Raw genomic sequence first — 13,391 nt, forward strand, 5'->3', positions numbered from 1 at the left:
ACTATTTCTCTTTAGTTACTATTTGAACTTTTGTATTTGGTTTAAGTTTAGCAATATTTGAAATAATAATTTGCTCACCACCTTTTAAACCACCTTTAACTATAACTCCTCCTTTTATCAAATCACCAACAACAACTGGTATTGGTTTTGAGATATTACCCTCTGCCACAACAATTACAACTGTTGCTTGTGCAGTTTTTAATATTGCATTTTCTGGAACCACAAAAATATCTCCTAAATCAAGATTTGAGATCTCAATTTGTGCAAAATTTCCAACAATTAAATCACCATTTGGATTATCTATTTTTGCTCTTAAAAGTAGTGTATCTGTATTAATATCAATAGTTGGCGAAACAAAATCAATAGTTCCATTAAAAAGCTTATCACCTACAGATAAAGTAACTTTTGCTTTATTCTCTCTAATTTGACTTAAATATTTATTCATATCATCTTTTGGAAGAGAGAATTCAGCATGAATTGGATTTGTATTTGTAATAGTTACAAGTGTTGAATTAGCTGAACTCGTTCCAACTAAATCTCCAATATCTTGTCTTTTTATTCCAGCAATTCCATCTATTGGGCTTGTAACTTTTGTATAGTTATATTGAATTTGTGCTTCATCTAAAGCAGCTTTTGAACTCTCATATTGGTATGTAAATTCATCAAACTGCTGAGGACTAATTGATTTTGTAGATATTAGAGATTTTGCTCTATCAAAATCTTTTTTTGCTTTTGTATAGTTCGCTTTTTTTGAGTTAAGATTTGCCAAATATGTATCTGGTTCTATTTTATATAAAAGAGTTCCTTTTTTTACAAAAGCACCTTCTGTATAATTTTTCTCCTGCAAAGTTCCAGAAACTCTTGCAATAATATCAACCTGTTCAACAGATTTTAAAATTGTTGGGTAAGTTTTATTTGTAGTAAAATCTTTTTTTTCTACTTTAAATACTTGAACTGGAATGGCTGGTGTCTCATCTGCATTTAGATTTGCAAATGCCATACTTGCCACAAAAAGTGACATTATTGATTTTGTCCATACAATGTGGAATTTTGTTTTACTACTTTTTATCATCTTATATACTCCTGTAATTTTTCACCACTATGGTAAATTATTGTTGCTTTTTTCACCTCTAAATCATTTATAGCTTTTTTATGTTGGCTTATTGCATCAAATTTTTCACTTAAACTTTGTAAAAAGGCAACATTATCTATTAAACCATTTTCATATTTTGATTTTATAATCTCATAAGCTGTTTGAGAAGCTCTAAGAGTTGCTTCTGTTGATTTTATCTTTGCTTTTGATATATCATAAGCTTTTAAAGCTAATTGTAAATCAACATCTGCTTTATTTTTTTCATACTCAAAATTTGATCTACTAGCCAAATACTCTTTCTGTTTAGACTCATATTTATACTGTGTTTCACCAAAAGAGAATAGATTCCATTTCATATTTGCACTTGCTATATTTTGATGATTTTTTATATCTGTATCATTACTTTCTTTATCATAATTTCTATCATAATAGTTATATGTATTATCCAATGTAATTGTTGGATAGTAATCACTTTTTTGTGCTTTTGCAATACTTTGTTTTGATTGAGTTCCAAAATCTAAAGCTTGAATATCAAATCTAGGATTTTTTTGTACAAGACTACTAACATCTTCAAGTTTTGAACCCTCTGTTATTGATACTTTTGTACCTGTAACATACTCAAGATTATGAATAATTGTAATAATATCTAGCTCTACTTCTTGAAGTTCAACAATAGCATTTTGTAATCTTGAAACTATCTTTTGAAGTTCATCTTCTGTTGCTGTTCCTGCACTATAAAATCTTCCAACTCTATCTTCTTGAGCTATTAGTTGCTCTATCTCTTTTTGTTTAGCATCTTTTCTTGCTATAAAAGAGAGATAATCAAAATAATAATTTACAACTGTAAGAGATAAATCATTTCTAAGTGCATCTACTGATTTCTCACCACTTTTAATATCACTTTCATATCCATCATAAATATCATATTTTTTTCCACCATCAAAAAGCATATAATTTAAACTTCCATAAATATTTGCTCCTTTTTTAGGATTACCAGCATATTCATGTTCGTTTATAGAGTAAGAAGCTCCTGTATCTAATTTTGGTAAATAACCTCTTTGTACACTTTTATACTCATCTTTTAAAGCATCTAAATTTTGTTTAGAAGATTGAACTAATCTATTTTCAATTGTTAAATTTACTAACTCTTCTAAATTTTGACTATATAAAAATATTGGTACTAAAAATGTAAAATATATCTTTTTCATTTTGCTCCTTTATAAATAAAATGAGATTTTATCTATTTTTTTCTTAAAATTGTCTTGCTAGAAAGATAATTTTAATCTTCTCTTCGATACTATTTCAAGTATGAAGAAACAACATATAGAAGAGTTTTATAAACAAGTCGAGCAAAATAATTGCAATGATATTTTTGCACTATCTTTACCAATGTTACTTATAAATAAATATTTACACAATTCCCAAGAGAGTTTTTTTAAGACAAAATATGACCTTTTACACTCAGATATTGATGTATTAGCAGCTCTATATTTTGCTAACAATGAACATACCTTGACCCCAACAGAGCTTTACGATGCAACTGTTTTTTCAAGTGGTGGTATGACAAAAGTTTTAAAAAAATTACAAGAGAGAGAGCTTATATTAAAGCAGAGTTCAAAAAAGGATAAAAGAAGCCAAGAGGTTAGTTTAAGCCAAAAAGGTGAAGAGTTAATAGTAGAAGGAATAGAACTTAGCTCAAAAAAGCTAAAAGATACTTTTTGTGTACTTAAAGAGAAAGAGCAAAAAGAGTTAAAAAAAATTTTACAAAAGCTTCTTTTTTCTATGATATAACTAATCTAAAATAGATACCATATATCCTTGTGATGATACATTTTCTATCAAATCTTTAGAAGTTTTTACTCTTAGCCTTTTTATAAATGTTCTAACTCTTTCATCACTTATATCTTCTATATCCCATAAAATTTCTTTGATTTTTTGTAGCTTTACAGATGAGTTTTTATTTTCTACAAGTAGATTTATAAACTCTTTTTCCCTTTTTGTAAGGTTTATAAGCTCACTATTTTTATATAAACTAATTGTCTTTTTTACAAATACAAAACCATCTCTTAGCTTATAGCTTCTCTCTTTATTTATCTTATTTGATAACTCTTTTAAGTAGTCAATAAAACTTTCAATATCAAAAGGTTTTATAAAATATTTAGAAATTCCCAAATCAATAGCTTGAAGTAACATCTCTTTTTGGCTATATGCACTTAAAATTATGATAGAAATAGAACTATTTTGATCTTTTATTTTTTTACACATCTCAAGGCCAGATAAATTTGGCATAGTAATATCACTTATTACAATATCTGGTTTAAAGGTTTTAAATTTATTAAAACCATCCAATCCATCTTTTGCAGTTGTAACCTTAAAAAATAGCTCTTTTATTGAGCTTCTTATTAAATTGGCTAATTTTTGCTCATCTTCAACTATTAAAACTCTTAGATTTTTCATACTATTTTTGGAAACTTTAGAGTAAATTTCAAGCCATTTTCTATATTTTCATGCATAATCTCACCTTTAAAACTATTTTCAATAATTATTTTACAAATAAAAAGTCCAAGTCCTGTACCACTACTTTTATGCTTTGTTGTAAAATATGGTTCATAAATTTTATCAAATAGCTCTTTATGTAAGCCTTGAGCATTATCAATATATTCAAAAATAATAAATTCATCTTTTTTATATGTTTTAAAAGTTATCTCTTTTTTTGTAATATTTTTTTGAATAAAAGCATCTTTTGAGTTATTTATAAGATTTAAAAGAACTTGAGTTAACTCATTTTTTAATCCAAAAATCTCCAAATCTTTTACAATATCAAATTTAATATTTATATTTTCCTCTTGCAAAACTCTATTTAAAATCTTTAAAGCCTCATTTATACTCTGATTTAATAAAAATCTCTCTTTTTGTTTTTGTGGAGAAAAAAAGTTTGTGAACTCTTCAATTGTATTTGACATACCTAAAATAAGATTTTTTGAGTTTCCATAAAGATTTTCAAACTCTTTTTGATTTCTATTTTCAAATGCCTTTTTAAGATTAAACAAGCTTAAATTTAACTCTGTTAAAGGTTGCCTCCACTGATGAGCAATATTTGCAAGCATCTGTCCTAAACTTGCCATTCTACTTTGTAAAAATATAATTTTTTGCTTCTCTTCTAACTCTTTTTGAAGCATTACTTCATTTGTAATATCATATCTTATAGCTACAAACTCAACAATATTTTCTTCATTCTCATCTAAAATAGGAATAATAGTTGTGTTTAAATAGATATCTTTCCCATTTTTTGATAGATTTTTCACTGTTGCTTTATGAACTTCTTTGTTTAAAATTGTATCCCACAAAGTTTGGAAATTCTCTTTTGGAGTATCTGGATGTCTAATTATATTATGGTTTTTTCCAATTAACTCATCTTTTGTAAAGCCAAAAAGCTTACAGAATTCATCATTTACAAATGTTATAACTCCGTTTATATCAGTTTTTGAGACTATATTTGAGTTTTCTATTGCTTTTTGATAACTATTCATAAGTTTAAATCCTATAAAAATTTTTCTATCCTATCAAAGAAGCTTTTTTTTGTCAATGATAGGAGTTCAAAATAGAGTTAAAAACTACTCCACCAAAGCCTTAGTTTTAAGCCTAAAGTTGAACTATATCCAACTTCACTAAACTTTAGATTTTGTTCTTTATCATATATAAATGTTGTTGGGAAAGCTTTTACATTAAATTTTTGACTTAAAAGTCCATCTTCATCATTTACTACTTTGAAGCTAAGATTTTTATCTTTTAAATATTTCTCTATCTCTTCATTACTTCCTGATTGAGTTGCTATTGTGATTACTTCATAATCTTTTGAAAGTTCTTCTATATTTTGCTCTTCTAATGCACATATAGGACACCAAGTTGCCCAAACATTTAAAAGTAGTGGTTTATCATCTTTTACTATATAATTAGAACCATCTAAAAGAGTAAAAGTTTTGATATCAAGCTTCTCTTTATTTAAATCAAGAGCTTTGAAATAACTTACTATATTTAAAACTATTATAAATAAAATAGTATATTTTATTAGAGTTTTTAAAATCTTTTTTATCTTTTCAATCATTTATTACCTTTAAAATTTTATAGATTTTATCATTTTATTGTAAATGGCTTTTAACTAAAATAGTTAAATACTCTTTTCTAAACTATTTTTTTCAAACTATTCCTTATAACAACTGGAACAAAAAACATAGAAACCACATAAGAGATTAAAGTTCCACCAATTAAAGCAACTCCAAGCCCACCAAAAACTGCATCATTTGCTATTAAAGAACTTGCAAAAACAAGAACTAAAACTGTAAGAATAATAGGTTTTGACCTTGTAGCTGCTGCTTTTGCAATTGCTTCATTTACACTTAAGCCTTTTTCTTGTACCAACTGTTTTGCAAAATCTATAATTAAAGTCGAGTTTCTTGAATTTATACCTATTAAAGCAATAAATCCAATAAGGCTAGTTGCAGTTAGATAAAAAGTATCACTTGTAAAAATATCCATAATAATATGAGCAATAATGACTCCAATTATAGAGATAAAGCTTGAAAGTACAATAGCACCACTTAAAGCAAAATTTTTATAATAAACAACCATAAGTAAGAAGATTAAAACCAAGGCTACGATAAATGCCGTTCCTAAATCAATAAATGTATCAAGAGTTACTTGTAACTCTCCATCAAAAACTACATCAAATCTCTCTTTGCTACTTTTATCTATAAAACTTAGGTTTAGCATATTTGTTTTTACTACTTCATAATCTTTGCTAAACTCCTCTATCATTTTTGTTCTTGAGCTTAAAAGTGGATATATTTGACTATCGTTTTGCGTTTCAGCTATTACATTTATAATCTGATTTAAGTTTTTTGAGTTTATTGTTGGCTCTTTTATACTATTTTTTATAGTTACAAGTTCACTAATACTTATCATTTTTCCCATATTATTCATAATTTTTAGACTATTTAACTTTGAATTCAAAGATGATATAGAGTTTGAAGATAAATTTTTACTATCATCCAATCTTAAAAATATTGGTATTTGACTCTCTTTTTTGTCATCATTTATAACATCAATTTGCATACCTATAAAAGCCAAATACAAAGTAGCTTTTAGATGTTCTAAATCAACAAAACTCATAGTAGCTTTATTGCTATTTATCTCTAGAGTGTATGTTTGGTAATCCTTAGAGGTTAAAATATCAATATCAACTAAACTATTTTCACTTTTTAATATTTTTGCAACTTTTATTGCAAAATCTCTTTGAGATTTTAAATTAGCTCCTCCATAAACTTCAGCTACCAAAGATGCCAAAACAGGAGGACCAGCGGGAAGTTGTATGAATTTTATGATAGTATCATCATCTTTACAAGAGCCATAAACCTCCTGTCTTAACTCATTTACCAAAGAGTAGCTTGTAATTTCTCTATCCTTTGCTCTTTTAATATTTATCATAAGTTCAGCTTGGCTCTCTTTATGTTTTAATGAACTTTGCTTTACAAGTCCTGCAAAATCTATTGGTTGCCCTTGAGATATAAAAGCTGAAATATCTAAGATATTCTCATTTTTTTGCAAACTCTTTACTATACAATCTATCTTTTTTTTAGTCTCAAAACTACTACTCCCATCTTTTAAGTCAAGATAGATAGAAAAACTATCAGAATCTTTATCTGGAAGCATTTTTGCCTTTACTATTTTTGTAGGAAAAGTAAGAATTGCCAAAATAAAAAGAGCTAAAGTTATAAAATAGACCAAAAAAATCTTTTTTTTACTATTTAAAATATCATATATTACTCTCTCTAGTCTCATTTTTTTGCCCCCAAAATCTTCTTAACCAAATATGGAGTAAAAGCATATGCAACAAATAAGGAAACAGCCAAAGAGATAGGTACAAAAACAGGAAGAGGATGCATAAACTCTCCCATCATTCCACCAACAAAGAACATAGGAATAAATACTAAAATAATAGCAATTGTAGCTATATTTGTAGGATTTCCTATCTCATTTGTAGCCTCTATTGCTAAATCTTCTATATTTTTATTTGGTTCCTCTTTTTTATGCCTATGGATATTTTCAATTACAATTATTGCAGCATCAACAAGCATTCCCAAAGATACAATCAATGCAAAAAGGGTAATACGATTTACAGTTTCTCCTAGTAAAAACCCAATAAATAGTGTCAAAGACAAAATCATAGGAACACTCAAAGATACTATTAAAGCCTCTTTAAACCCCAAAGTTAAAATTAAAAGTATAAAAATAATTACAATTGAAGTTATCAAATCTTTTATCAAAGCATTTACTGCACTATTTGCGGTATAACCATCATCTCTTGTGATTGTAAACAGTATATTTTTATTTTGTAAATCCTCTTTTATACTATTTATGTAACTAAATATCTCCTCATTTATAACTACACTATTTGCACCTTTTAGTTTTGATACCATTAAAGTTATCTGTTTTTGCTCTTCAAAATTGCTATCTTTTGTATAGATAAAGGCATCTTTTTTGTTTTGTATATCAAAACCTAAATCAATCTTTGCTATATCTTTTAAGTATATTGGAGTTTGGAAATTATAAGAGATAATTAGATTTTCTAAATCTTTTGGCTCTTTTATAGCTTTTTCTATAGAAAAAACTACTAATTCATTACTCTTTGTATTTGTTGTTATATTTGGAGTATTAAAGTTTAAACTCTCTATTGCTTTTTTAATCTCTCCTAAAGAGAGATTATATGAGCTTAATCTATTTATATCTACAAGAATATTAAACTGGTCTTTTTTTTCACCTTTAAAATCAGTCATTGCTACATCTTTTATCCTATTTATCTCTTTTGATAAACGACTTATTTCATTGTAAATTGTAGGCATATCTACAAGCTCTTTTCCATCCTTTTTTGCACTATAAAAAGCTATAGTAGCTATTGGAATACCTGTATCGATATCCATAGTTTTTATTATTGGTTGCATTGCATTTTTTGGCATCAAATCCATATTTCTCATAACTTGATCATATAATTTTAGATTAGAAAGCTCTTTGTCCTCACCTATATAAAATTGAACCTGTACAATTGCTACACTATCATTTGCATATGAGAATATATGTTCAACTCCTTTTATCTCTCTTATTTTTTTCTCTAGTGGCTCAATAATTACTTTTTGAATTTCACTAGCTTTTGCATTTGGAAGAGCCACAATTACAACTCCACCACTCACTTTTATTTGTGGATTCTCCTCTTTTGGCATTAAGCTTAAAGAAAAATATCCTAAAATCAAAATAAAAACACCTAAAATAAGTGTAAGTGGATGGTTTATAAATAGTTTTGCAATTTTTCCAGCACTATTTAACTCTTTGCTCATTTTTCATCCAAATCTATAGTAATTTTTGAATACATAGCTGGGAAAATATTAAAATCCTCTTTATTAAATGCGATTTTAATTATAAAAGAGTGAGCATTTTCTATATAGTTTGGATAAATAGCTATTATCTCTCCTTTATTTTTAAAGTTTTGTGATGCTATTTCTATATCCACTTTTTTCCCAATTTTTATATCTTTTAAACTACTCTCAGAAATATTTGCTTTTATTACTAAATCATCTAAATCTGTAAGAATAAGATGTGGCATACCAGGCATTGCCATTTCGCCCTCTTTTATTGATTTTTTTACAACAAGAGCACTATTTGGAGCTTTTATTTTTAGATAATTATAATTTGCATTTAGTTCATTTTGTTTTGCTTTTGCAGTAGTCAAATTTAGTTCAAGTTGTTCATAGTCAAACTTTGAAACTAAATCTTGATTTAATAAATCTTTGTATCTTTTTAAATTTAACTCTAGGTTTTTTATCTGATTTTTCAAAATTTCACTATTGTATGCTAAATCTATTGAATCTATCTCATATAAGATTTGACCTTTTTTTACCATATCACCTTCGTTAACATAGACTTTTGTAATAAAACCCATCATTTTACTCGAGATAATCTTCTCATTTTGAGAAACTACAACTCCATCCAACTCCAAACTATTTGCAAAAATAGTTGAAAAGGATAAAAATATTAAAGCTAAAAATCTCACCTTTGCTCCTTTTGTAAATTTTGTCCCAAAACTAAATTTAGTTTAGCCAATGCCAAAGAGTTCTCATATTTTGCATTTAAAAGCATAGTTTGACTCTTCCTATAATTTGTCTCTTGCAATAAAAGAGTTGTCATAGATATAAGTCTATTTTTATATTGAAGTTTTGCTTGATTTAAAATATCAAGAGCTAGGTTATTTGAAGCAATTTTCTCTTTTAAAATCTCTTGTTTTGCTCTATAATCCAAAAGAGATTTTTCTACTTCAAGTTTTATTCCATCTTGAAGTTTTGAAAAGTCCAACTTAGATTTCAAATACTCCAATTTACTTTTTTCAACATTAGCACTTCTTGTTCCATCAAAAAGAGTTAAAGAAATTCCCAAAAGTGCCATATAATAATCTTTATCTTTGCTTGTTGAAAATTTATCATCACTATATCCATACTCTAAATGTGTAAAAATAGATGGATAGTATGAACCTTGGTTTGATTTTATATTTTTACTATTTGCTTCAATAGATATATTTTGTAAAGCTATCTCATCTCTTTTTTCTAAAGCTATTTTATATAAATCTTCAAACTCTTTTAGTTCCAAATAGCTATTTTGTAAATTTTCTACATCACTAATATTTTCATTTGAAGTTAAATATTTAAGATAAGCAAGAGAGAGTTTAAAGTTATTTTGAGCATCTATTAAACTTGAATTTGTATTTAAAAGATGTAGTTTTGCTTCATTTACATCAATTTTAGTAACCAAACCATTTTTGTGAAACTCTATTGCACCTTGCTCTATAAACTCTATAGCATCTTTTGCTTTTTCCATAGTTTTAACAAAGTCTTTAGCTAAAACTGCACTATTGTAAGCTTTTAAAACCTCAAATTCAAGATTTTTTTTATCAAGATTATATAAAGTTTCATTTGCTTTTTCTTGAAGTTTTAAAATACCTTTTTGGTGATACAAAGCAAATCCAGTAAAAAGTGGTAAGTCATAAGATATATAACTATTTATACTTGTATATGAATCTGGATAGTTTAAATCCTTTGGTTTTATATTTAAAACATTTGAATTTGAAGGGTTAAACTCCCCTGCTCCAAAATCTTTAAAAGTAGCATCCCTACTTGATAATTTTCCCATAAATACATATCCAGCATGATTTGTACGGCTAATATCACTATTTATAGCTAATTTTCCAAAGTTCATTCCATCTATAAAATCACTATTTGTTTTTGCAATATCTATATTAATCTTCTGTTTTTGTAAATCCTTGCTATTTTCAATAGCCTGATTTAGAACCTCTTCAAAGCTTATAGTTTGAGCAAAGCATAAGTGTGAGCTTAATAATAATAGATATAATTTTTTCATAAAATTCCTAAGATAATTTAATGAAGAGATTATAGCCAAAAAAATATATTTTTCAAACTATAATTATAAAATATTGTAATATTTTAAATATGTAGTAAAATAAGTTTTAATTATATATATCTTTTAAACTATCTTTAATTTTTAGGATTTCATCAAGGTTTTCAAATAAAATATCTACAAGCTTTGGATCAAAATGTTTTCCTTTTTCACTTTTTATATACTCTAAAACCTTATCTTGTTCCCAAGCTTTTTTATAACATCTATCACTACTAATTGCATCAAAAACATCTGCAATAGCTGTAATTCTTCCAAAAATTGGTATATCCTCACCTTTCAAACCATTTGGATAACCTGTTCCATCATATTTTTCATGATGAGTTAAAGCTATTTCTGCAGCAACTTGAAATAGAGGTCTTGAAGAGACATTTAACATCTCAAAACCTTTTTGTGCATGTGTTTTCATAATCTCAAACTCTTCAAAAGTTAGCTTTGCTGGTTTATTTAAAATTTCATCAGGAATAGCTATTTTTCCTATATCATGCATAGGACTTGCAAGTTCAAGCATTGAGACATCCTCTTTTGATAAACCATAAGCTTTTGCAAAAAGTTTAGAGTATTTTGCAACTCTTTTTACATGCTCTCCTGTCTCTTTACTTCTACTTTCAGCAATACTCCCCATAGTAAAAATAATCTCTCTTTGAAGCTCTTCTATATCCTTATTTGCTGTGATATCTTCTCTTATTGCAAAGTAGCCAATATGCTTATTATTCTCATCATATTCAGGTTCAAAATCAGCAACTACCCAATAATATGAGCCATCTTTTCTAAGATTTTTTATCTCTACAGTTACTCTTTTTTTCTCTTTTATTTCACTCCAAATATGTTCAAAAAGCTCTTTTTGCATATCAGGATGCCTTACAATACTATGTGGTTTTCCTACTAACTCTTTTTTACTATATCCACTGATTTTGCAAAAAGCACTACTTGCATGTGTTATAACACCTTTTAAATCAGTCCTTGAAAAAATTACATTTTTATCATAAATATCTAAAAGTTTTGACATTTTCTTTTGCTGATTTTTTATGCTTTTTGTTTTCTCTTGAACCTCTTTATTTAAACTTTTTGCATAGATAGTTTTTAAAAGATATAAAAAGATTAAACCGTAAATTAGTAAAAATGTTATTAAACCTGTAAGATAAATATTTTTAAAACTATTTATCTCATTTTTATCTAAATTTTTTATATCAAAAAACATTATAAATAGAGCTAAGTCTTCGCCTCTTGTATCATTTAATTTTATATTTGTAACTAAATAATTATCCATTAAAATATAGTCATCTATTTGTATAAAACTATCTATATTTTTTCTTTCTATAAGTTCTAAAATCTCTCTGTTTGCATTTATATTTGCAATATAGTTATCTTTGATAAATATTTTAGAAAATGGCTCTTTTAATTTTTTACTTTTATCTTTACTAAGTATAAAGATAGGTTCTACCTTCTCTTTTTTTAAATTTATTGCAATAGAATTTAGTTTTGAATTTATCTCAATAAAACCTAAAAAATTGTTGTTATTATCATAAATAGGTTGTATAGATTTTAAGCTCAAATCATATAGTCCTGCACTTAAACTTTGCATTGCTTTTGGTTCTTTTAAAAGCTCTTCTATATCCTCTCTTGAACTTAAAATTTCATCACCTTTTTTATTTGTCCATGATCTATAAAAGCTATTTCCATTTTTATCAATTACATGTATCCATAAATTCTTATAATAACCATTCTCTCCAAGATAGTCTAAAATATTTTTGTAATCTAATTTTTCACTATTTCCTCTACTTAAAGCATCTATTAAAGTACTATCTTGGCTTAATAAAAAGGCCATAGTATTTGTACTTTCTTGCTTCTTTTTAAGTTCATCAAAAAAGAGAGTTTTAAGAGTGTATGTTTTTTCTAAATATAGTTCTTCTGTTATCTTTTTTATATTTGGAGTATAAAAAAGAGTCTGAAAAATTAACAATAAGAATATAAAGCCTAAACTAAAGTATAAAATTTTTTTCATATTATTTACCTAAATCAATAATCTACTTTATTTAAAGGATTGTGCAAGATTCCCAATTATTAAAGGCCATCCATCAACTACAATAAAAAATATTATCTTTATGGGCAAGGAGATCATAACAGGGGGAAGCATCATCATACCCAAACTCATAAGAATAGAAGCAACAATAATATCTATGATTAAAAATGGTAAAAAGATTAAAAATCCTATTTCAAATGCAGTTCTAAGTTCACTTACAATGAATGCTGGCATTAAAATTATCATAGAAACTTCTTCTATATTTTTAGGATTTGGCTCTTTTTTTATCCTATAAAATAGAGCTAAATCACTCTCTCTTGTATTTTTTATCATAAAATCTTTAAAAGGTGCAACACCTTTTGAAATAGCCTCTTGATACGATATTTTTTCATCCATATAAGGAACAATACTTTCATCCCAAGCTTTTTTTCCATATGGTTCCATAATAAAAAGTGTCATAATAAGTGCTAAAGATATTATTATTTGAGTTGGTGGAGATTGTTGAAGTCCTAGTGCTTGTCTTAAAAGGGCTAAAACTATTATAATTCTTGTAAAAGATGTAACCATCAATAATAAAGATGGTGCAAGAACCATAAGAGCTAATATAATTGCTATATTTATAGTTTTTACAAATTGTATCGGCTGATCAATTGCTGCAACAGATAGATTTATCATTGGTAATGGGTCTTGAGCTGCAAAGCCAAAAATTGATAAAAAAAGTATTAAAAAAACTATCTTCAAATATAAATCCTAAATTAAATG

General features: G+C 26.6%; 12 protein-coding genes. 1 reads left to right on the plus strand and 11 read right to left on the minus strand.

The window, feature by feature from the left end; all coding sequences use genetic code 11:
• Position 1 precedes the first annotated feature (1 nt).
• Positions 2-1,072, minus strand: coding sequence for an efflux RND transporter periplasmic adaptor subunit (locus ATR_RS06365; protein ID WP_170126886.1), 1,071 nt, complete (start codon positions 1,070-1,072; stop codon positions 2-4).
• The gene (locus ATR_RS06370) at positions 1,069-2,301 is read right to left on the minus strand and encodes a TolC family protein (protein ID WP_115428639.1); all 1,233 of its coding nucleotides are present in this window, start codon (positions 2,299-2,301) and stop codon (positions 1,069-1,071) included. Before ATR_RS06370 ends, ATR_RS06365 begins: the two co-directional genes overlap by 4 nt.
• A gap of 100 nt (positions 2,302-2,401) precedes the next feature.
• Here ATR_RS06370 and ATR_RS06375 point away from each other — a divergent pair, with 100 nt between their 5' ends.
• Positions 2,402-2,884 (plus strand): MarR family winged helix-turn-helix transcriptional regulator, encoded by a 483-nt coding sequence (locus ATR_RS06375; RefSeq protein WP_115428640.1) that lies wholly within the window; start codon positions 2,402-2,404, stop codon positions 2,882-2,884.
• Here ATR_RS06375 and ATR_RS06380 read toward each other — a convergent pair whose 3' ends face one another.
• From ATR_RS06380 to fliP, 9 genes are all read right to left on the minus strand, one after another.
• On the minus strand, positions 2,885-3,550 hold the full coding sequence (locus tag ATR_RS06380; RefSeq protein ID WP_115428641.1) for a response regulator transcription factor: 666 nt from the start codon (positions 3,548-3,550) through the stop codon (positions 2,885-2,887).
• Complete coding sequence (locus tag ATR_RS06385) at positions 3,547-4,623, minus strand: PAS domain-containing sensor histidine kinase (protein ID WP_115428642.1); 1,077 nt, start codon at positions 4,621-4,623, stop codon at positions 3,547-3,549. Before ATR_RS06385 ends, ATR_RS06380 begins: the two co-directional genes overlap by 4 nt.
• Before the next feature lie 77 nt (positions 4,624-4,700).
• Positions 4,701-5,198 (minus strand): redoxin domain-containing protein, encoded by a 498-nt coding sequence (locus tag ATR_RS06390; RefSeq protein ID WP_115428643.1) that lies wholly within the window; start codon positions 5,196-5,198, stop codon positions 4,701-4,703.
• A 77-nt stretch (positions 5,199-5,275) separates the two neighbouring features.
• Positions 5,276-6,931: an efflux RND transporter permease subunit gene (locus tag ATR_RS09950; RefSeq protein WP_115428644.1), complete on the minus strand. Its 1,656-nt coding sequence runs from the start codon at positions 6,929-6,931 to the stop codon at positions 5,276-5,278.
• On the minus strand, positions 6,928-8,481 hold the full coding sequence (locus tag ATR_RS09955) for an efflux RND transporter permease subunit (protein ID WP_115428645.1): 1,554 nt from the start codon (positions 8,479-8,481) through the stop codon (positions 6,928-6,930). The genes ATR_RS09950 and ATR_RS09955 overlap by 4 nt, the downstream gene beginning before the upstream one ends.
• Positions 8,478-9,194: an efflux RND transporter periplasmic adaptor subunit gene (locus ATR_RS06405; protein WP_115428646.1), complete on the minus strand. Its 717-nt coding sequence runs from the start codon at positions 9,192-9,194 to the stop codon at positions 8,478-8,480. Before ATR_RS06405 ends, ATR_RS09955 begins: the two co-directional genes overlap by 4 nt.
• A complete protein-coding gene (locus tag ATR_RS06410) occupies positions 9,191-10,552 on the minus strand; it encodes a TolC family protein (protein WP_115428647.1) in 1,362 nt (453 codons plus the stop codon). The genes ATR_RS06405 and ATR_RS06410 overlap by 4 nt, the downstream gene beginning before the upstream one ends.
• Positions 10,553-10,658: 106 nt before the next feature.
• On the minus strand, positions 10,659-12,611 hold the full coding sequence (locus tag ATR_RS06415) for an HD domain-containing phosphohydrolase (protein ID WP_115428648.1): 1,953 nt from the start codon (positions 12,609-12,611) through the stop codon (positions 10,659-10,661).
• Positions 12,612-12,638: 27 nt separating this feature from the next.
• Positions 12,639-13,370 (minus strand): flagellar type III secretion system pore protein FliP, encoded by a 732-nt coding sequence (fliP, locus tag ATR_RS06420; protein WP_115428649.1) that lies wholly within the window; start codon positions 13,368-13,370, stop codon positions 12,639-12,641.
• Positions 13,371-13,391: the final 21 nt, after the last annotated feature.

It is taken from the genome of Aliarcobacter trophiarum LMG 25534, assembly GCF_003355515.1.
Lineage (GTDB): Bacteria > Campylobacterota > Campylobacteria > Campylobacterales > Arcobacteraceae > Aliarcobacter > Aliarcobacter trophiarum.